We start from the raw sequence: 19,519 nt of genomic DNA on the forward strand, positions 1-19,519 counted from the left end.
CCCCCGGCCAGCCCCACCGCCAAGCTCCGCGCCGCGCTCCAAGAGGACATCGCCGCCCAGCGCGTCACGGTCGGCGAGACGGGCAACCAGATCGTGCTGCGGCTCGCCGCGGCGATGTTCGCCCCCGGAGACGCGGTGGTGAAGCCGGAGTTCAAGGCGCTGCTCGACCGGGTCGCCACCCTCCTGCGATCCCAGCCCGGAGCCGTGCGTGTAATCGGGCATACCGACAGCGCGCCGATCAAGACCGTCCGCTTCCCGTCCAACTTCCACCTCTCGCTCGAGCGGGCCCAGGCCGTGGTGCAGATCCTGCGGACCGAGCCGGTCAAGGACCGGATTACGGTCGAGGGCAAGGGCGCCGACCAGCCCATCGCCTCGAACGACACACTGGAGGGCCGCGCCCGCAACCGCCGCGTCGAGATCCTGATCCCGCGCGGCGGCTGAACATCAAGACCGTCCCTGTCCCGGCCCCGACGATGTCCCTCGTTACCCCAAGTCGTTCTTCCATGGATCCCGTTTCATGAGCCTCGCTGCCTGGATCCGCCTCGGAGCCACCCTCGTCGGAGCCGTGGCCCTGTGCGCGCTGGTCTGGTTCGTGGGGCCGCTCGTTGCCGTGGGCGAGGTGCGCCCCTTCGATGCCGCCTGGATCCGCGGCCTGATCTGCGCCGTCGTGCTTCTGGCGGCGGGGGGCTACGTCGCCTGGGTGCTGGTCGAGCGGCATCGGTCGATCAAGGCGCTGGAACGCGAGCTCGCCGAGACGGACGAGCCCGAGCACGATGGCGAGGTCCTGCAGACCGCCATGCGCGACGCCCTCGCGACGCTGCGCAAGTTGCGAGGCTTGCGCGGCGACGCTCTCTACGAGTTGCCGTGGTACGTCATCATCGGCCCGCCCGGATCGGGCAAGACGACCGCCCTGACCAATTCGGGCCTCAAGTTCCCCCTCGCCCACGGCACGACGCCGGAGGCCGTGGCGGGCAGCGGCGGCACCCGCTACTGCGACTGGTGGTTCACCGAGGGCGCGGTGCTGATCGACACGGCGGGCCGCTACACCACCCAGGATTCCGACGCCCGAACCGACCGGCAGAGCTGGGCCGCCTTCCTGGCCCTGCTCAAGCGGCATCGGCCGCGCCAGCCGGTCAACGGCGTGCTGGTGGCGATCAGCCTGGAGGATCTCGTGACCGGCGGCGAGGCCGCCGTCACCGCCCACGCCAACGCCGTGCGCAAGCGGCTGCTGGAACTGCACGACCGCCTCGGGATCGATTTCCCAGTCTACGCCCTGTTCACCAAGGCCGACCTGATCGCCGGCTTCAGCGAGTTCTTCGGCCATCTGCCGGAAAGCGACCGGCGCATGGTCTGGGGGCATACCTTCCAGACCGCCGACAAGACCCGGAACATGATCGGCGAAGTGCCCAAGGAGTTCGACGCACTGGTCGAGCGCACCAACGCCTGGCTGCCCGACCGCCTGCAGGACGAGCCGACTCCGACCGCCCGTGCCGTGCTGTTCGGCTTCCCGAGCCAGCTCGCCGCGATCAAGCCGCAGGTCACCGACTTCCTCAACCGCATCTTCGAGCCGTCGCGCTACCACGCCAACGCCACCCTGCGCGGCTTCTACTTTACGTCCGGCACGCAGTCGGGAACGCCGATCGACCTGTTGATCGGGGCGCTCTCCCGCAGCTTCGGCTCGCAGGACGTCGCCGCGGGCGCCGCCCAGGCCGGTCGGGGCAGGAGCTATTTCCTCAACGACCTGCTGAAGAAGGTGGTAATCGGCGAGGCGGGCTGGGTCTCGACCGACCGCACCGCGGTCCGCCGCAGCCACATCGCCCGGCTCGCCGCCTATGCCGGCCTCGCGCTGCTCTGCGCGCTCCTCGTCGGCCTGTGGTGGACGAGCTACCTGCGCAACAGCCAGCTGATCCAGCAGAGCCAGGGCCTGCTCGCCCGCTACCGCGCCGACGCCGCCGAACCCTTGCGCGAGCCGGTGGTAGCCGACCGCCAGCTCGGGCGGGTGGTGCCGCTGCTCAACACCCTCCGCTACATGCCGGCGGGCTACGCCACCCGCGACGAGGCGCAGCCGGTCCTGGCCACCTTCGGTCTGAGCCAGTACGGGCGGCTCAACTCGGCGGCCATGACCGCCTACCACGATGGGCTGGAGCGGCTGCTGCGGCCGCGCCTGATCTTCCGCCTGGAGGAGCAGCTCGAGGCCAACCGCAACAATCCGAGCTTTCTCTACGAGGCGCTGAAGGTCTACCTGATGATCGGCGGCCGGCCCGAGGCCCCGCCGGACCGCGACCTCGTGATCGCCTGGATGCGACGGGACTGGGCCGAGAACCTGTTTCCGGGCCCAGGTTTCGCCAAGGGCCGTGAGTTCCTCGAACAGCATCTGAAGGCGATGCTCGACCTCGAGGACGGCGCGGCGCTGCCGGTCACGATCAACCAGTCCCTCGTCGACGATTGCCAGCGCACCTTGGCGCGGCTGAGCGTCGCCGAGCGCGCCTACGAGCTGCTGAAATCGGACGCGCGGACGGCGGTCCAGCGCGACTGGACCGCGCTGCGGGCCGGCGGCCCCGACACCGCCCTGGTGTTCGAGGCGGTCGGCGGCGACCTCGACCGGGTGCGGGTGCCGTTCTTCTTCACCTATGCGGGCTTTTACGAGGCCTTCATCGACCGCTTCGGCGATGTGGCCGAGGCGGTGGACCGGGACCGCTGGGTGCTCGGGCCGGCGGGCGAGCAGCAGGCCTACAAGGCGCAGTACGATTCGCTCTTCGGCAATTTGCTGAAGCTCTACGCGCGCGACTTTGTCCCGGCCTGGAATCAGGCCCTGGCGCGGCTGAAGCTGCGCCCGCTTCAGAGCGACAAGCCACGCTACCTCGCCCTGCAGGCGATCGCCGCGCCGACCTCGCCGCTCAAACAGATCCTCGAATCCCTGCGCGACGAGACCCGGCTCACCCGGGAGCGCACGGCGGCCCGGCCGGACGACGCGCAGGCCAAGGCCGCCCTGGGCCAAGCGGCAGCCGGAGCCGCCGAACGGGCCGCCTCGTCCGTCCTGCCCGCGGGCGCGGTGGCGGGCGCCGCCGCGATCGTGCGCGGCCAATCCCGCGCGGCGGACCGCTTCGCGATTCCTACCAACGAACCGCTGGGCGGGAACATCGAGGCGAGCTTCCGCCAGTTCCACGTCCTCGTCGAGGGCGATCCGCAGCGGCGTGCCGTGGACCAGCTCATCCAGAATCTGAACGAGATCAAGAACGCGGTCCTCACTGCCCTCAACCCGGCGGAGGCGGCGCAGGCCAACAACACCCTGATTACCCAGACCCGCTCGCTGCGGGCCCTGGCGTCCCGCTTCCCGCCGCCCTTCGAGCCGATGATCCGCCAGATCGGGAATGAGTTCGAGAACGCGGCGAACGGGGCGGCGTCCTCGCAGCTCGGGCAGGCCCTGCGCGAGCAGGTGATCCGCGACTGCCAGCAGATCGTGGACAACCGCTATCCCTTCGTGCGCTCGGGTGAGCGCGAGACCCCGCTGGCGGATTTCGCGCGTTTGTTCGGGCCGGGCGGAATCCTCGACCGTTTCTTCACGCAGAACCTCGCGGCCCGGGCCGACCGCTCTCGCCCGCAATGGACCTGGCGCCCCGACGATCCGGTCGCCCGGGGGCTCTCGCCGGCGACCCTGCGCGAGTTCCAGCGGGCCGCCGAGATTCGCGACGCCTTCTTCCCCACCGGCGGCAACATGCCAGCCTTCGGCTTCGCGGTGACGCCGCTCACCCTCAGCGCAGATGTCTCCAAGGCGAAGCTTGAGGTCAGCGGGAGCCAGATTGAGACGCAGCAGGGGGTCAACGCGCCGGTGACGATGCAATGGCCCGGGCCGTCAGGGCTCGGCCGTGCCGCCATCACCCTCGGATTCGGCTACGGGACCCAACCGCTCGTCACGGAGAAGATCGGGACCTGGTCGCTCTACCGGCTGCTCGACACCGGCTCGGTGCTCAAGCAGGGGGATGCGATCGTCGCGACCTTCGTGATCGGCGGGCGCCAACTCTCCTACCAGATCAACGTCAGCTCCCTCCTCAACCCGCTCGCGCTCCCAGCCCTGCGGGACTTCCGTTGCCCGACGGGAATCTGACGCGATGCGCTGCGGCCTGTTCGGCAAGCTCCCGGCCAAGCGCGACTTCGTCGCCCCGAACGCGCCGCGCGACTTCCTGTCGCTCTGGGAGCCTTGGGTGCAGGGCGGCGTGGCGGCCAGCCGCCTCGCCCTCGGCGAGAACTGGCAGGCCGCCTTCCTGCAAGCGCCGATCTGGCGGTTCTGGCTCGGCCGCGAGCTGTGCGGCGGCATCGTGCTCGGGGCGATGATGCCCTCGGTGGACGGGATCGGCCGCTACTTTCCCCTCACGCTCTTCGCGCGGGCCGAACAGGGCGAGACCATCCTCTCGCCCGACCTCGATCCGCAGGAGGCTTGGCTGGACGGGATCGAGGAGATCCTGCTCTCTGCGCTCTCCCCCGAGACGAGCCTCGATCACCTGCTCGCGGCGCTCTCGGCCCTCGGCGGTCCGGCGACCGGGGCGCCGACGCCGCCGATGGAGGTGGTGCCGCTCTCACCCGCCGGCTGGGCGACGGCGCTGCCGGAGGGCGACGTTCGTGCCGGCCTGGACCGCCTGTGCCGGGCCGATCCAGGCCGGGCGGCGGCCGGCAGCAGCATCTGGTGGACCCTCGGCGGCGGTGGGGTCGCCCCCCGCGCCCTGGCAGTTCCCGGCCTCCCGGCGGCTTCGCTCTTCGCCACGCTGCTGACCGGAGCCCCGTCCGAGACCGCTCCGCCTCCCTCGCCCCTCGCCCCGCAAGCCGATTTGCCCGAAGGATCACCATGCCCCTGACGGATCCCTCGCCCGATCCCGATCCGGCCGTCGGCGGGTGGAGGGCCGCGTATGGGGCGGCGACCCACGCCGGCAGGGTGCGCGAACTCAACGAGGACCGCTTTCTGCTCGGGCCCGGGAGCGGCGTCTTCGCCGTCGCGGACGGCATGGGCGGCCACGATGCGGGCGAGGTCGCGAGCGGCATGGTCGTGGACAGTCTCGCCACGGTCGGCGCAGCGGTGACGCCCCAGGACCTGCGGGCGCGGGTGGAGGAGCGGCTGCTGCGGGCCAACGCCGCGATCCACGCGCTCGCCGAACAGAACGGCAAGGTGAGCGGCTCCGTGGTGGCGGTGCTGCTCACGTTCGAGGGGCATTTCGCCTGCCTGTGGTCGGGAGACAGCCGGGTCTACCATCTGCGAGGCAGGGCGATCGCACAGCTCACGCGCGACCACACGGAGGTGCAGCACCTTCTCGACAACGGCCTCCTGACGGAGGAGGAGGCCCGCGTCTGGCCGCGACGCAACGTGATTACCCAGGCCATCGGCGTGCGGCCCGAGCCGGAACTCGCCTTCCTCAACGGGGTCATCGCGCCCGGCGACGCCTTCGTCGTCTGCTCCGATGGGCTGACGGCCCATGCCGAGGCGGACGACATTTTGCGCCTCGCCGACGGACAGGCGCCGCAGGCAGCCTGCGACGCCCTCGTGGCTCTTGCCCTCGAACGAGGCGGCCAGGACAATGTCACGGTCGTGGTGGTCCGCTTCGATTCCGATACGTCGCCCGAACCGGGCTCGCGCGCCGCAGATGCGGTCGAACCGCCGGAAGGTCGCGTGTGATGGAAGAGACCCGCTTCGCGCCCGGCCCCTACATCCGGCTCCGCCAGGGCACCCGGCTCAACGGAATCTACGAGATCGAGTCGTACATCACCGCCGGCGGCATGGGCGAGATCTACAAGGGGCGCTCGATCGCCAACGGCGACGTCGTTGCGATCAAGACGGTGCGTCCGGAACTGGGGCAGGACCCGGCGGTGCTGTCGCTGTTCAAGCGGGAGGCGTCGGCGCTCCACAACCTCAACCACCCGGCGATCGTCCGCTACTTCCTGTTCTCGATCGATCAGGATCTCGGTCTGCCCTATCTCGCCATGGAGTACGTCGAGGGGGCCGGGCTCTCGAAGATGCTGCGCCAGACGCCGCTGACGGCGGATCAGGCCTTCACGCTGCTCCATCGCCTCGCCACCGGTCTCGATGCCGCCCACGAGTTCGGCATCATCCATCGTGACCTCTCGCCCGACAACGTGCTGATCCCCCACGGCGAGGTCGCCAAGGCGAAGATCATCGACTTCGGTATCGCCCGCTCGATCCTCGGCGAGGGCACCATCATCGGCAGCGGCTTCGCCGGCAAGATGAACTACGTCTCGCCCGAGCAGCTCGGGCTGTTCGGCGGCGATGTCGGCCCTCGCTCGGACATCTACAGCCTCGCCCTCGTCATCGCCGAGGCGGTGCGCGGCGAGCCGCTGAAGATGGGGCGCTCGCAGGTCGACGTGATCAACGCCCGGCGCGCGGTGCCCGACCTGTCCGGCATCGACAAGGTCCTCCGGCCGGTGCTGCAGTCCATGCTGCAGCCCAACCCCAAGGATCGCCCGGCGAACATGGGCGAGGTGGCATCCCGGGTTCCGCCGGGACTGGCCTCGGGTCAGCAGACGCAGATCGGCAAGAAGCGCCGGCCGCAACCGTCCCCCGAGTCGAAGTCGAGATGGGGGCGCCCTGCGTCGGTGGCCTCCCTCGTCGTCGTTCTCCTGGCCGCGGCCGGCGGCGGGAGCCTGTTCGTGCTGCGCCCCGACCTCCTGGGCCTCGCCGGGTCGGCGCCACAAACCGGCCCATCCGCTCCGGACGGGGGATGGCCTCCGCCGGCCGATCCGCCGCCCTCTCCTTCCCCCACGCCGCCGACCGTCGCGCCGCCGCCCTCGTCCCCGCAGGGACGGTCCGGGCCGGATTCAGCGGGGCCGAGGCCGTCCGATCAGAGGCCTTCCGTGCAGAATCTCCCGAGGCAGGAGGCTCCGGTGCAGCGCCCGGTGCCTCAGGCCCCGCCCGCGCCGCCGCCGATCGAAAAGCCTCCGGGGCCGGATGGAGGCCAGGATTCCTCCGGTCGCGCGTCCGACACGGGCGAGAGCACGGCCTTGGCCGGGCAGGAGCCCGACCTGCCGCCCGGCCTCCCGTCCGACTTGCCACCTGACTTGCCGCCCGACACGCGGCCCGAGCCGCCGCGCGCATCGCCGACGATGCGCAACGCGGGGGAGCGCGAGATCCGCTCGTTCATCCGCAGCTACGACGGCGGCCCGTGCTTCTACACCTCGCTGGTCCGGGCCGGTCGCGGCTCGGCGACGGTCGAGGCGCTCGGCGCCTCACCGATCGCCTTCATGGGCTTCGACAGCGCCGTCCAGCGCACCTTCGGGTTCGAGCCGCAGATTAATCTGCGCCAGGTGGCCGAGCCGCAATGCCCCGTCGTCACCGCGCTGGCCGCGCAGGAGACCCAACGGGTGGGACGCCCGCCGACCCTGACCCTGAAGTCCGATCAGGTGCGCAGCGGCGGCAACATGATCGTGACCGCCGATGCCAGGGCCGACAAGCACGTCGAGTTGCTGCTCGTCGCCGATGACGGCCAGGTCCACAGCCTGTCGCGGTTCACGAAGCGCGAGGGGGACACCCTCACGGTGACGCTGCAGCTGATCGGCAGCCGCCCGGAGGGTGAGACGGCCCCGCAGCTCGTCGTCGCCCTCGCGAGCCCGCGCCCGCTCGCCGGCCTGATTGCCGGGCTGAAAGCCGGGAGCGTCGGCGCCGACAAGTTCTTCCGCCAGCTCGCCGACGAGAGAGCGAAGGGTCCGATCGGCATCTCGGCGAAGTACTTCATCCTGAGCGGCGGTGCCTGACCGGGCGGCGCCGTTGATCTGCTTTTCACTTGGGTCTGCTTTTCACGTGGGCCGACCGGGTTTAAATGGATTGGGCCGTGCCGGCCCACGGGGCCGATCCTTGACGCTTCCCTACGATGCGTTCGCCGCTCAGATCTCGGAGGAGGCTTGCCTCGCCGAGGTCATGCGCATGAGCCACGGTGCGGCTCCGTGCCCGGCCTGCGAGCGCACGGCCGGCTTCATGCCGATCGCCAAGCGTCGGGCGTTCGCGTGCCGGGATTGCGGCTTCAGCCTCTATCCCTGCGAAGGGACGCCCTTCGCCCGGGCCAAGCCACCGCTTCGCCACTGGTTCTACGCGATCTATCTGAAGGCGTCTGGGCGGCCCTGCGGCCCGCGCGACCTCGTCCGCGCTTTCGGATGCTCCCAGGCGGCGGCCGAGCCTCTGGCCCAGCGGGTCGCGACGATGGAGCACGAGCGCGCCGACCACCCCGGCGAGACCGACTGGTTCTCGACGATCTCCGGTTTCGTGACCGAGCACGTCGCGGGAGCCGTGCCGACGATGACGCCCGAGCGCAGGGAGACCGCGTGGTCGACCCTGCTCTCGCTCCTGCCCTCGGCCGAGATCGCGCGCTACCGCTACTTCGGCCTATCGCTCATCGCTGGGCTCGCCGCGGTGGCGATCGGCGTCGGCCTGCTGATGGTGCCGGACGAGCCGGTGGAGGATCCCGAACTGACGCAGGCCACGGCGATCCTGGCGCTCGCCGACGATTCGGCGGTGATAGTGGTGTCCCCGGAAGTCGCCGAGCAACTCTACGACGTTTCCGACGCCGATCCGGCACCCAGCGCCCTGCCGGTGCCGGTCATCCGCACCGCGCCTGCGGGCGTCGAACTGAAGCGCATCACGGTCTCGGAAGCCCGTCCGCTCAGCCGCCCATCGGTGAAACTGGCTCAGGGCGTCGGTGATTCGATCCTGAAGGGTGATCTCGCTTCGGCCCGCCGCCGTGCCGAGGCCCGGCCGGAGCTGGCCGCCTATGCCTCGCTGGCCATCGCCCTCGACACTAAGGGACCGGCAAACCCCGACGAGGTCCTGACCTTCGGGCCGATGCGGATCCGCCGCTACCTCGTCGACAAGATCGTCCGCGCCGCGCGCGTCACCAGCATGGATCCGGTTCTACTGATGGCCATTGCCGACAAGGAATCGAGCTTCGCCACGGAGGTCCAGGCTCAGACCTCCTCGGCCACGGGGCTGTTCCAGTTCATCGAGAAGACTTGGCTCGGCGTGGTGCGCGACTTCGGCAGCACCTATGGGCTGGAGCGGGAAGCCCAGCTGGTCGCGGGCGACCTGTCGTCGGCCGAGCGCAGCCGCATCCTGGCCCTGCGCAGCGACGCCTACCTGTCGGCGGTGCTCGCCGCCGAGATGTTGAAGCGCGACGGCAACCGCCTCGCTCGGGTGCTCGGGCGCCCGCTGACCGGCGGCGAGACCTACCTCGTCCACTTCCTCGGGCCGGACGGGGCGCAGCGCCTGCTGACCCGGGCGGTGGCGGCGCCCGATGCTGCCGCGGCGGAGCTACTGCCGCGGCCCGCTGCCGCCAACCAGCCGATCTTCTACGCCTCGGGCAGCGACGGCACGCGGCGCAGCCTCTCGGTGAGCGTGGTTCGGGACAAGTTCGAGACCATGATCGGCATGCGGCTGAACCGCTACAGGAGCGTCCACTCCGTCGGTCAGCCGGAGCCCGCACCGACCGCCGGACCCCCGCGGCAGACGGCCTCGGAGTGATAGCTACCACAGCAAGGAGACGCGTGATGAGTGCGATCATTCGATCGATCGGGAGCGGACCCCGCGCCTGCTTCGCGGGCCTCGGGCTGCTGGCGATGCTCGGTGCGACCGCGCCTGCGGCCTTCGCTCAAGGCGCCGCTTCGGGGGCCGGGGTGCCGGGCCCGGAGGCGCCCGTCGCCGCGCCTCCTGCAGCCACGCCGGCCGAACCGGCCGCGCCTCCAAAGAGCGGGACCTCGACGGTGACGCTTCTCCCACCGACGCCGGACGCGGAGGCCACAGGTGGCACGGCCGCCGCACCCGTTCCGGCCCCGACGCCACGGCAACGTGCCGAACGGGCGCGCCGTGCCGCAGAGCGCGCCCTGCGCCAGGCGGAGGAGGCGATCGCCGGCAATCTGCGTTGAGGCGTCGTCCCGAACGGTGATCGCCGATCCCGCGTCATCCCGGCGGGAGGAGCTGCACCGGTCGGGCGTGTCAGGCCGGTTCGCGGAGAAGCGCGTCCAGGGCCTGCGGCAAGCCGCGGAACGAGATCGGCAGCGCGAGGTCGCGCCCGGCGCTGTCCTTGAAGCTGATCCGTCCAGACTCGGTGAGGGCGCGCCAGCGCTTGAGCACGTCGTCCTTGACCGCCGTTTCCGCGATGCACCGGTTCGGGACGCAGCGCCGCCAGGACACCTCGAAGGGTTGAGTGTCTATCTCGTTGGCCATGATCCGGACGCTGCTGGGGAACGAGATGTCCGTCGGTAGCACCACCGTCATCAGTAGCGGATCGCCGGCCTGGACGCGACCGATCGCGACCTGGGCGATCGGCGCGGTCTGCCCCTGAACCTGCATCGATTGCGAGATTTCGCACAGCTTCCGGGTCTTGCCCGCGTCGGCCACGCGCTGGCAGCGCATCTGCCAGTCACCGAAGGTCGCGGTCGTCATCAGCGGCTCGGCCGGGACGGTCGGGGCTTGGGCGTGTTGCACAGGCGGGCGTCCCGCGCCCTCCGTGGCACTCGCTGGGATACCGAGGCCGGCGACCACCGCGCCGGGAACGAGGGCAAGGAGGCGGAAGGAACGCAGTCGCATGGGGAGACCCGTCGAGATCCTCAAGTGGGTCCGGCGTCTAAACCATATCTCGATGGGCCTGCCTATAGGCCGGACGACACACGGGAGCCTTCTGGATTGACGTCGGGATCGCCGCTCGCGGCCTCACGCCTGCTGAGCCGTCCGTCCGGCGGTGGCCGACCGCCCAACCGGTGCGGTCGAGGCCACGCTCACCCCCCTGGCGGACGCCGCACAACCCTCAGAAACCGATTCCCATCACGGCGCCACCCCGCGGCGACCGGGCTGCGGTCGACGTCGTGACCTGCGCAGGCGCAGGCGCCGGTGGCGGACGCGAGACTGCAACGGGCGGGGGCGCCGGACGGGGACGGGCGCGCTCCGCCTCGACCGGATGCCGCGTCGGCGTACGGAGCGCCTGATGACGGGGTTCAATCCGCTCGCGCGCCTGCTTCGGCTCGGGCTTGAACTCGGGCTTGGGCTTGGGCTTGGGCTTGGGCTCGGGTTTCGGCTTGCTGTGTATGGCCTGCCTCGGCTCCGGCGCCGATTCGGGCTTCGGCTTCGCTGGCTTGTGCACGACGGCCTTCTGCTCCGCAGGCTCCACGGCCTTAGGCTGCTGCTCCGGCCGGGTGGCGGCGATGCAGGTATCGCCGCTCGGACGCTGGCCGGCGCCGCACTCGATCGGGCAGAAATGAGCCGGCTGGCGCCGGAGGAGATCGAGCAGTTCCGGTGTCGGCTCGTCGGGAATCGGCGAGGACTTGGCCTGTCGGGCATAGCGGCTCAGCGCCGCGATCGAGGTGTCGTTCCATTCGGTGTCGGCGCCCTCGCGGAGACAGCCGATGCGTCCGAGTTCGGCCTCGGTCTCGCGGTGCAAGCGGTCGCGCTCAAGCACGTCGGGCGGGAAGGCACTTTCCGGCGGTACTTTGTCCGACGGGGTTTTGTCCGGTGTGGTGGTCCGGGATGTGCCGAGGTCGCGGCCATCGGGAGCGGGGCCCGTTGTCCCCGGCGGCAGCATCGCGTATTGCCGCTCGACCGGATCGGGCTTGCGGGCCTGGCGCGCCTCCGCTTCTCGACGCTTGAGTTCCATCGCGGCGACCCGGCGATCGACTTCCTCCTCGAACTCGCGTCGGCGCTTTTCCTCCTCCGCCACCATGCGCGCGTCGGCCTCGCGCTGCCTGCGCAGCCGCGCATCCTCCTCCTGTCTTTGCAGACGGGCCTCATCCTCCTGCTTGCGCAGGCGGGCCTCATCCTCCTGCCTGCGCAGACGCGCCTCGTCCTCCTGCTTGCGCAGACGCGCCTCGTCCTCCTGCTTGCGCAGACGCGCCTCGTCCTCCTGCTTGCGCCGAAGCAGCAGATCCGCCTGGAGGCGCTGGAGCTCGCGCTCGGCTTCCGACTCTTTGCGACGGATCTCCTCCTCGATGACGATCATCCGGCCCCGAGCCGCGTCCGCGAGGTAGTGCTTAGGATACTTCTGGATGAACTCCTTGTAGGCTTTCGGGGCGTTGCTGTCGTAGACCCGCTCCCAAGCCTGCGTCGCCGTCTCGCTGCGGTTGAAGAAGAACTTGCCCGGATAGGAGAGCGACAGCTCGGGTGTCTGGCGCCGGTCGCTGTTCCGGTCGACCGTGGTGCTCACATCCTGGAAGAACTGCGGCAGGTCCAGGCCGGGCTCCTTCATCGCTTGTAGGAACGCGGCAGTGAAGAGGCTGTTGCGGCCGGTGCCGTCGTAAGCCAGAGCGTTCGCCTGCGTCGCGTAGGCGACCACGAGACCGCGACCGCTGATCCGCGCCAGGCCGCTATCGACCGCGATGCTGCTGTTGCCACGCACGTCGAGCGGTAGGTTTCGGCAAGCATCGAGGATGATGATCCGCACGCCCTTGGCGAGGCTGACGCCATCGACGAGATCATTGACCTTCACGGTATAGCGATTGATGTCGATCTCATCCTCGATCTTGGCATCGACCGGAACGAGATAGTTGCGACCCTGATATTGCAGACCGTGGCCGGCATAGTATGTGACCGCGGCATCGGCGCCGATCGCTGCCCGCGCGAAGCCGTATAACAGGTCTTCCATGCCCCTCTTGGTCAGGTCTACGCCGAGGAAGACCTCGAACCCGGCCTCCTTGAGGGCGGCCGAGACGTCCTCGGCGTCGTTACGCGGATTCGGCAGCGAGGGACGGAAATTGACGTAATTGGAGTTGCCGATCACGAGCGCGACGCGCCGCTCGGGCGTCGAGGCACGCTCGGCGGCCTGCACGCCCTCCCCTTTCAGGAACAGGGCGAGCGCGACGAGCAGGACGGCGCGCGCAGCCAAGCCGACAGGCAACGCGCACCGCCGCACGAGCGACCGAAATCCAGCGCTGGTCCCGGAGAGCCGCACTCAATCCTCCGAGGCTTCGGCCGCCGCCGACGACGCCGGGACCGATGAGGATGTGTCGAGGAGAGCCGCGCCGACCTTGAGGAAGCGCATCGGGTCGATCGCAGTCCCGTTCAGGCGCGTCTCGTAGTGCAGGTGCGGACCGGTCGATCGTCCCGTCGAGCCGACCATCCCGACGACCGTATCGGGCCGAACTGTCTGTCCGGTCGAGATGGCATAGGACGAGAGATGCGCGTAGCGCGTCACGACGCCATGGCCGTGATCAATCTCGACGAGGTTGCCGTAGCCCCCGGTTATTTCAGCGGTGACGACCTTGCCGGCCCCGCTCGCCCGCACGCCGGTGCCGACGGGCGCGCGGAAATCCATGCCGGCATGCATGGTGGCGGCCCCGGTGAACGGATCGCTCCGGGTGCCGAAATTGCTCGTCAGCGCCCGTTCCAGCCCCTCGATCGGTCGACGCAGCGGTACCGTCTCCACCACAAGGCGCCAGCGGCGCAGTTCGTCGAACCCAGCCTCGAACGCCTGCACGCCGTCCTCGAAGGACGAGCCACGTGGCGAATGAGCCGGCGGCGCGAACCGCGCCGTCGCCACTGCCGGCAAGCTGAGGCCGAGGCCCGCCACCGCCGTTCGGATCCGATCGGAGATCGCACGGGTCGCCTGACCGAAGCTGCCGAGGATGCCGAGTCCGGCGCGCTCGGCCAGATCGAGAGCGTGATCGAGGCTGTCGAACTGCTCGCGGGGCGTGAGGGCAAGAAGCGCCCGGACCCGCGCCCCGGTTGCGTCCCCCGCCCCCGATCCGAGACTCGGCGCATCATTGAGGTCCGATCGGGGGCCCGTGCCGGGCACCGGAACGGACGGCTTGACCGAGCGAGGGGCCCCGAGCCGCAGCACGTCCGGCCCGGGGGCTGCGTCACGGGTGGTTTCGGCGGCGGAGTTCGCCGTCGTGGCGGCAACGGCCGCGAGCGCGCGGTCCCCGGATACGGCCGAGCCGGATGCAGCCGAGCCGGATGCTTGGCCACCGGGCGCCTCGGCGAGACGCTTGGCATATCCCGAGAGGGCGGCGAGGCGGTTCTCGATCTCCACCTGCCGGGTGATGATGTCGGACAGGCGTCCGGCCAGGCCGTCATGTTCGAGAATCTGATGGCTCGCCACGCCGACGAGACGGCGCGTGAGGGCCCGGACCTTGTCTTCGTAGGCCGCACGCTGCGCCGCCTGCTCGGCCTGGACGCGCGCGGTCGCCTCGCCGCGATCGTAGGCCAGCCACGACGCGGCGCCGGCCCAGGTGAGGAGCGAACCGCAGACGAGCACGAGCGGCCACCGCGCCCCTCGTAGGGGCACGGGCCTCGGCCCGGGTCGGGCCGTTCGGTCGAGCCTCGTGCGCGTCTGCTTCACTCGGTTCTTTCTGCAAGGCCGGACCTCAGCCCGGATATGACATTAAGTCTACAGGAAATCGCCGCGCGTGTAGACAGCCGACGGACAATCCAGTGCGAGTTGGGCCTTGCCGTGGCAGCGCGGCGTCACTGCAAGCGACCTCGTCCGTCCGGAACACCGGCCTCGCGACCGGCTTGGCCGGAGGGCCGGCCTTCGGCTACAGTGATTTACGTCTCGCGGTGGGGAGCAAAACCTTGGGTCAGCCGGCAGCACGCATCACCGATAATCACGTCTGTCCGGCGGTGACCGGGGTCGTGCCGCATGTGGGCGGCCCGATCATCGGCCCCTGCTGCCCGACCGTGCTGATCGGCGGCCAGCCCGCAGCCCGCATCGGCGACTTCGCGACCTGCGTCGGACCGATCGATTCGATCGTCATGGGCTCGGGTACCGTGCTGATCGGCGGCAAGCCCGCCGCCCGCATCGGCGACACGACCGCCCACGGCGGCAAGATCGTCACCGGCCTGCCGACGGTCCTGATCGGCGGTTGAACCGGCGCATCTCAGGTTCCGAGGAAGAGCCCGAGGTTCGTGGCGACTTTGTCGGTCGAGAGCGGCGGGCCGATCAGCGCATCGATCCCCCGGTTGAGCGCACCGTCGGTGGTCCGTACCGGCACGATGTATTGCAGGCCACCCCCGGCATAGGAAGCGCCGCCGGTCGGCAACCAGTAGACCGGACAGCTCAGGGCGTTCCAGGCATTCCGATCCCTCTGCTGCTCCAGGGTCTTCGGCGAGATCGTCGGCTGGAAATGCGCCTTGCCGATCGCCGCCAGGATTCGCGCGACCGGGGGTATCGTCAGGGTCCAGAGGACGGCCTTGTCGCCCCAGTCGTCGCAGATCGCCCAGCGATCACTCACCCGGCCGATCAGGTCGCGGCCCGTGCCCGGCTGCGCAAGCAGCGCGGCGATGTCGGAGGCGTGCATCCAGAACCGACCGAGGCGCCCCGCCTCGCCCGCGGCCGAATGGCTGAAGCGCACGAGGCGCATCGGCACCTCGATCAGCGAGAACCGGAAGAAACCCATGGCGAAGGAGCACGCCTCCTCCGAGGTGAGATCGAACTGCAAGCCGTGCCTCGCCTCTCTGGACGGACGATGATCGACCTCACGCCTCGTCGGACTCGTCGTCCCGGTGGAGCGTGCCCCATTCGGCCTGCCAGAGCCCGTCCGGATCGACGACCACCATCGCCACCTTGACGTCGTTGGCGAACTTGATCGCCGCCCGGAACGCCTCCTTCAGCGGCATCTCGGCACTGCGGAAGTCCTTCGGCAAGCGACCGCCGGTGGCGGAGGCAGGGCAGAGAAACTGGCCGAACTGCTTGTCGCCGTCGTGGGCCAAGACGAGCGCGAGCGCATCGGGCGGTGGTTCGTCGACCTGTTCGAACTTGTTCGTGCTCATAGGCAGTCCATTCGGTGATAAGCTCGAAGCGGCAGAATCGTGCCGCCCGCCCGTGATGCCGCCTTGACCTCTCGACGAGCAGTCTATCTACGGCCTGCTCGATATCGATGCACGCAAGGACAATCGTGTCAGCCCACCGCCGACTTGAGGATACCCTGATGATATTTCTTCGATCCCTTGAACTTCGTCAAGTTATCATAGCGCATTCGCGGGCCGTATGAGCAATGCACCCATCCATTTGCGTGCTGATCCCCGAGATAATTTTCAAGAATCAATTGATCGTAATCAATATTTCCGGAGATCCAGATCGCAACGTCGTAGAGCGAGTTTCCCATGACGTGAAAATCTACAGCTTCGCCGCGGACGTGCTGCGAAGTCGCGGCCCCACCAACCGCCTTGTTGACGAGCGGCGACCGATATCCACTGTGAACGATGATGGGACGCTGGTAGTGCTCCCGCACCTTCTCGAGGACGTTCTGACAGACCAGCTCCAGACGACGGATGATCGCTTGATCATCAATCGAATTACTGAGACCGGTCTGTGTCACGGTCATTTCTTTTAAGGAGAAATGCTTGCTCAGTTTCCTGCCGGGAATAGCAGGTCCTGGGGCCTTCTTCATTGCTAGCGACATGTCTACAACCTCCCTCATTTGTTCGAGCATCGATCCAGGGCGATTGCCCCTCCGCGATCGGTACGGATCGATGCGTGCTGTTGGTCGATCAAGTCGATGACCAGTTCGGATTTGTTCTTGACTCGCCCGATACCGTGCTCGGCGTTAAAATCGATGCGTATCGATCGTGGCTCCAGCAATTCGTAGGTGACGTTCGAGAAATTCGTCGAGAAGGCTTTGCCATCCGCATCCATGATTTTCTGCGCGGACGCATCCTTGAATTTGAAGAATGGCCTGCTGCAATCCCGATCTCGCGTCCAGCTTCCAAGCAAGACGTTCTCTCCGGCAGCGGCCGCATGAAATGATCCGAGAATAAGACAGGCAATGACCGATAATTTTGACAACAGCCTCTCAGCATCGTGACGCAAAGGCATAGGCTCGTCCCATAAGTTGTCCGATGGTATCGCTTGCGGTCCGTCGAGACCGGCGCGAAAGGTTTACTCAGGTCACGTGATAGCTGAATCTGCCGTCGGATATCGACACCTTCACGTCGACCAATGCGTGTCCCGCCATCGCCCGGCTCAAGAACTCCCGCGACAATTCCGGCAACAAGCTGTTGGTGATGATGTTGTCGATCATCCGGCCGCCCGAATCGGGGTCGTTGCACTGCGCCACGATGTGATCGACCACCGCGTCGTCGTAGGCGAAGGCCGCGCCATGGTTGTCGCGGATGCGCCGGCCGATCCGATTGAGCTGCAGGCGGACGATGCCGGCGAGCATGTCGGGCGAGAGCGGGAAGTACGGGATCGTCACGATGCGCCCGAGCAGGGCAGCCGGAAACACCCGCAATAGTTGCGGGCGCAGGGCCGCCGCCATTGCGTCCGGATCGCTCGCGTAGGACGGGTCCTGTGCGAGCTGCATGATCAGATCGGTGCCGACGTTCGAAGTCAGGATGATGAGGGTGTTCTTGAAGTCGATCCGCCGCCCGGTGCCGTCCTCCATCACGCCCTTGTCGAAGACCTGGAAGAAGATTTCGTGGACGTCGGCATGCGCCTTCTCGACCTCGTCGAGCAGGATGACGCTGTAGGGCCGCCGCCGCACCGCCTCGGTGAGGCGACCGCCCTCGCCGTAGCCGACATAGCCCGGGGGGGCGCCCTTGAGGGTCGAGACGGTGTGCGCCTCCTGAAACTCGCTCATGTTGATTGTAATCATATTCTGCTCGCCGCCGTAGAGCGCCTCGGCGAGGGCGAGGGCCGTCTCGGTCTTGCCGACGCCCGAGGGGCCGCAGAGCATGAACACGCCGATCGGCTTGTTCGGATTCTCCAGGCGGGCACGGTTCGTCTCGATCCGCCGGGCGACCACCGAGAGTCCGTGCGACTGGCCGACGACCCGGCGGTTGAGTATCTCGGGCAGACGCAGGACCGTCTCGATCTCGTCGCGGACCATCCGGCCGATCGGGATGCCGGTCCAGTCCGAGACCACCGAGGCCACGGCCTGGGCATCGACATGGGCGTAGATCATCCGCCCCTCGGGATCGCGCGTCTCGAGGCTGGCGGCACGCTCGGCGAGCGCCGCCCGCGTCGCCTCGTTCGAACCCGCGTCCTTATCGGCCTCCTTGCCGAGGTCTTTTCCGAGATCCTTGCCAAGATCCTTGCGAAGACGGGTGATTTCCTCGACGAGGCTCCGCTCGGTCTCCCACTCGGCTTCCAGGCGCGCCAGCCCCTCGCGCTTGGCGGCGAGGTCGGCATCGATCTCGGCGATGCGCGCCTCGCCCGCGACACCGAGATCGCGGTCGGCCGTGAGGGCGTCGCGCTCGGCTGTGCCGGCCGCGATGGCGACGCGAGCGTCTTCCACCGCCGCGGGCGTCGCGGTCTGGCTGATTGCGACCCGCGCGCAGGCGGTGTCGAGCAGGCTGACGGCCTTGTCGGGAAGCTGGCGGGCCGGGATGTAGCGATGCGACAGTTCGACGGCCGCGACCACGGCCGCGTCGGCGATGCGCACGCCGTGATGGTCCTGCATCGGTCCAAGCAGGCCGCGCAGCATGTCGCAGCAGCGCGCCACGTCCGGCTCGCCGACCTGCACCGGCTGGAAGCGCCGGGTCAGCGCGGGGTCCTTCTCGATGTGCTGGCGGTACTCCGCCCAGGTGGTGGCCGCGATCGTCTTCAGCGTGCCGCGGGCGAGAGCCGGCTTGAGCAGGTTGGCGGCATCGCCCGTCCCAGCTTGGCCGCCGGCCCCGATCAGGGTGTGGGCCTCGTCGATGAACAGGATAATCGGCTGCGGCGAGGACTGGACCTCGTCGATCACAGAGCGCAGGCGCTGCTCGAACTCGCCCTTCATCGAGGCGCCCGCCTGCATCAGCCCGATATCGAGGGCACAGAGGCGGACGCCCTTGAGCGCGGGCGGCACCTCTTCGGCGACGATGCGCTGGGCCAGCCCCTCGACCACCGCGGTCTTGCCGACGCCCGCCTCGCCGGTGAGGATCGGGTTGTTCTGGCGGCGGCGCATCAGCACGTCGATTAACTGGCGGATTTCGTCGTCGCGCCCCCGCACGGGATCCATGCCGCCCGCGGCGGCGCGGGCCGTCAGGTCCTGCGAGAACCGGTCGAGAGCGGTCTGCCCGCGGGCGGCCTCGGCCCCCGGCGTGCCGGCCGCGACCGGGCCCGACCCGTCCATCGGGCGCAGGTTCTCCTCCTCGGACCGGGCCCAGACCTTGGCATGCTCCGCCGCCAGCGTATCGACCGGGATCTTGGTGAATTCCTGGGACAGGGCGATGAAGGCGCGCCGCAGCTCCGGCGCCTTCAGGGCCGCGACCAGGACGTGGCCGGTCCGGATCTGGGTCTCGCCGAACAGGAGCGTGGCGTAGTGCCAGCCACGGTCGAGGAGGTCGACCAGGGTGTTGGAGACCGTCGGCGCCTCGGTGACGTTGCGCCGAAACGCCGAGACCGCCGCATCGAGATCGGTCAGCAGCTTGCCGCGATCGAGCTTGTAGGCGTCGGCGGTGAGACCGAGATCGGTGCCGTTGCGTTGCAGTAGGTGGAAGAGCCAGTGGGCCGGCTCGATGGTGCGGTTGCCCGCCCCCTTGGCATGGCGCATGGCCTGGAAGAAGGCCTCGTAGCCGACGCGGTTGAGCTTGCCGGCCACGGTCTCAAGGGTGATCTCGGCCATC

The 19,519-nt window shown here is 69.0% G+C and carries 16 protein-coding genes; 9 read left to right on the forward strand and 7 right to left on the reverse strand.

What is annotated here, in order from left to right; genetic code table 11:
- The 7 genes from tssL to J7U37_RS18670 form a co-directional block, all read left to right on the forward strand.
- A partial coding sequence (tssL, locus tag J7U37_RS18635) for a type VI secretion system protein TssL, long form (protein ID WP_247636648.1) occupies positions 1 to 441 on the forward strand: 441 nt, incomplete at its 5' end.
- Positions 442 to 517: 76 nt separating this feature from the next.
- Complete coding sequence (tssM, locus tag J7U37_RS18640) at positions 518 to 4,105, forward strand: type VI secretion system membrane subunit TssM (protein WP_247636649.1); 3,588 nt, start codon at positions 518 to 520, stop codon at positions 4,103 to 4,105.
- A gap of 4 nt (positions 4,106 to 4,109) precedes the next feature.
- Positions 4,110 to 4,850, forward strand: coding sequence for a type VI secretion system-associated protein TagF (tagF, locus tag J7U37_RS18645; protein ID WP_247636650.1), 741 nt, complete (start codon positions 4,110 to 4,112; stop codon positions 4,848 to 4,850).
- On the forward strand, positions 4,841 to 5,662 hold the full coding sequence (locus tag J7U37_RS18650) for a protein phosphatase 2C domain-containing protein (protein ID WP_247636651.1): 822 nt from the start codon (positions 4,841 to 4,843) through the stop codon (positions 5,660 to 5,662). The genes tagF and J7U37_RS18650 overlap by 10 nt, the downstream gene beginning before the upstream one ends.
- The gene (locus J7U37_RS25155; protein WP_282103978.1) at positions 5,662 to 7,752 is read left to right on the forward strand and encodes a serine/threonine-protein kinase; all 2,091 of its coding nucleotides are present in this window, start codon (positions 5,662 to 5,664) and stop codon (positions 7,750 to 7,752) included. Before J7U37_RS18650 ends, J7U37_RS25155 begins: the two co-directional genes overlap by 1 nt.
- Before the next feature lie 100 nt (positions 7,753 to 7,852).
- A complete protein-coding gene (locus J7U37_RS25315; protein ID WP_348773006.1) occupies positions 7,853 to 9,508 on the forward strand; it encodes a transglycosylase SLT domain-containing protein in 1,656 nt (551 codons plus the stop codon).
- Between the two features lie 26 nt (positions 9,509 to 9,534).
- The gene (locus tag J7U37_RS18670; RefSeq protein ID WP_247636652.1) at positions 9,535 to 9,909 is read left to right on the forward strand and encodes a hypothetical protein; all 375 of its coding nucleotides are present in this window, start codon (positions 9,535 to 9,537) and stop codon (positions 9,907 to 9,909) included.
- A gap of 70 nt (positions 9,910 to 9,979) precedes the next feature.
- Here the strand turns inward: J7U37_RS18670 and J7U37_RS18675 are convergent, their stop codons facing one another.
- From J7U37_RS18675 to J7U37_RS25320, 3 genes are all read right to left on the reverse strand, one after another.
- Positions 9,980 to 10,573 carry an invasion associated locus B family protein gene (locus tag J7U37_RS18675; RefSeq protein ID WP_247636653.1) on the reverse strand — a complete coding sequence of 198 codons (594 nt, stop codon included), beginning with the start codon at positions 10,571 to 10,573 and terminating at the stop codon, positions 9,980 to 9,982.
- A gap of 217 nt (positions 10,574 to 10,790) precedes the next feature.
- On the reverse strand, positions 10,791 to 12,857 hold the full coding sequence (locus J7U37_RS18680) for a caspase family protein (protein ID WP_247636654.1): 2,067 nt from the start codon (positions 12,855 to 12,857) through the stop codon (positions 10,791 to 10,793).
- 66 nt (positions 12,858 to 12,923) lie between these two features.
- Complete coding sequence (locus tag J7U37_RS25320) at positions 12,924 to 14,258, reverse strand: M23 family metallopeptidase (protein WP_247636655.1); 1,335 nt, start codon at positions 14,256 to 14,258, stop codon at positions 12,924 to 12,926.
- 287 nt (positions 14,259 to 14,545) lie between these two features.
- Between J7U37_RS25320 and J7U37_RS18690 the strand changes: the two genes are divergently transcribed.
- Positions 14,546 to 14,839: a PAAR domain-containing protein gene (locus tag J7U37_RS18690; protein WP_247636656.1), complete on the forward strand. Its 294-nt coding sequence runs from the start codon at positions 14,546 to 14,548 to the stop codon at positions 14,837 to 14,839.
- 11 nt (positions 14,840 to 14,850) lie between these two features.
- On the opposite strand, the gene J7U37_RS18695 is transcribed toward J7U37_RS18690, so the two are convergent.
- The 3 genes from J7U37_RS18695 to J7U37_RS18705 form a co-directional block, all read right to left on the reverse strand.
- The gene (locus tag J7U37_RS18695; RefSeq protein WP_247636657.1) at positions 14,851 to 15,411 is read right to left on the reverse strand and encodes a hypothetical protein; all 561 of its coding nucleotides are present in this window, start codon (positions 15,409 to 15,411) and stop codon (positions 14,851 to 14,853) included.
- 37 nt (positions 15,412 to 15,448) lie between these two features.
- Positions 15,449 to 15,742, reverse strand: coding sequence for a hypothetical protein (locus J7U37_RS18700; RefSeq protein ID WP_247636658.1), 294 nt, complete (start codon positions 15,740 to 15,742; stop codon positions 15,449 to 15,451).
- Between the two features lie 128 nt (positions 15,743 to 15,870).
- On the reverse strand, positions 15,871 to 16,374 hold the full coding sequence (locus J7U37_RS18705) for a D-Ala-D-Ala carboxypeptidase family metallohydrolase (protein WP_247636659.1): 504 nt from the start codon (positions 16,372 to 16,374) through the stop codon (positions 15,871 to 15,873).
- A gap of 74 nt (positions 16,375 to 16,448) precedes the next feature.
- Here J7U37_RS18705 and J7U37_RS18710 point away from each other — a divergent pair, with 74 nt between their 5' ends.
- Positions 16,449 to 16,718: a hypothetical protein gene (locus J7U37_RS18710; RefSeq protein ID WP_247636660.1), complete on the forward strand. Its 270-nt coding sequence runs from the start codon at positions 16,449 to 16,451 to the stop codon at positions 16,716 to 16,718.
- Positions 16,719 to 16,854: 136 nt separating this feature from the next.
- Here J7U37_RS18710 and tssH read toward each other — a convergent pair whose 3' ends face one another.
- Positions 16,855 to 19,518, reverse strand: coding sequence for a type VI secretion system ATPase TssH (tssH, locus tag J7U37_RS18715; RefSeq protein ID WP_247636661.1), 2,664 nt, complete (start codon positions 19,516 to 19,518; stop codon positions 16,855 to 16,857).
- Position 19,519 lies beyond the last annotated feature (1 nt).

Source organism: Methylobacterium sp. 37f (genome assembly GCF_023093475.1).
In the GTDB taxonomy this organism is placed as follows: domain Bacteria; phylum Pseudomonadota; class Alphaproteobacteria; order Rhizobiales; family Beijerinckiaceae; genus Methylobacterium.

Excerpts from the sequence above, each read along its gene's own strand:
- tssH (WP_247636661.1), bottom strand. The coding sequence starts at position 19,518 with ATGGCCGAGATCACCCTTGAGACCGTGGCCGGCAAGCTCAACCGCGTC.
- J7U37_RS18670 (WP_247636652.1), top strand. The coding sequence starts at position 9,535 with ATGAGTGCGATCATTCGATCGATCGGGAGCGGACCCCGCGCCTGCTTC.
- J7U37_RS18705 (WP_247636659.1), bottom strand. The coding sequence starts at position 16,374 with ATGTCGCTAGCAATGAAGAAGGCCCCAGGACCTGCTATTCCCGGCAGG.
- tagF (WP_247636650.1), top strand. The coding sequence starts at position 4,110 with ATGCGCTGCGGCCTGTTCGGCAAGCTCCCGGCCAAGCGCGACTTCGTC.
- J7U37_RS18650 (WP_247636651.1), top strand. The coding sequence starts at position 4,841 with ATGCCCCTGACGGATCCCTCGCCCGATCCCGATCCGGCCGTCGGCGGG.
- J7U37_RS25155 (WP_282103978.1), top strand. The coding sequence starts at position 5,662 with ATGGAAGAGACCCGCTTCGCGCCCGGCCCCTACATCCGGCTCCGCCAG.
- J7U37_RS18700 (WP_247636658.1), bottom strand. The coding sequence starts at position 15,742 with ATGAGCACGAACAAGTTCGAACAGGTCGACGAACCACCGCCCGATGCG.
- tssM (WP_247636649.1), top strand. The coding sequence starts at position 518 with ATGAGCCTCGCTGCCTGGATCCGCCTCGGAGCCACCCTCGTCGGAGCC.
- J7U37_RS18675 (WP_247636653.1), bottom strand. The coding sequence starts at position 10,573 with ATGCGACTGCGTTCCTTCCGCCTCCTTGCCCTCGTTCCCGGCGCGGTG.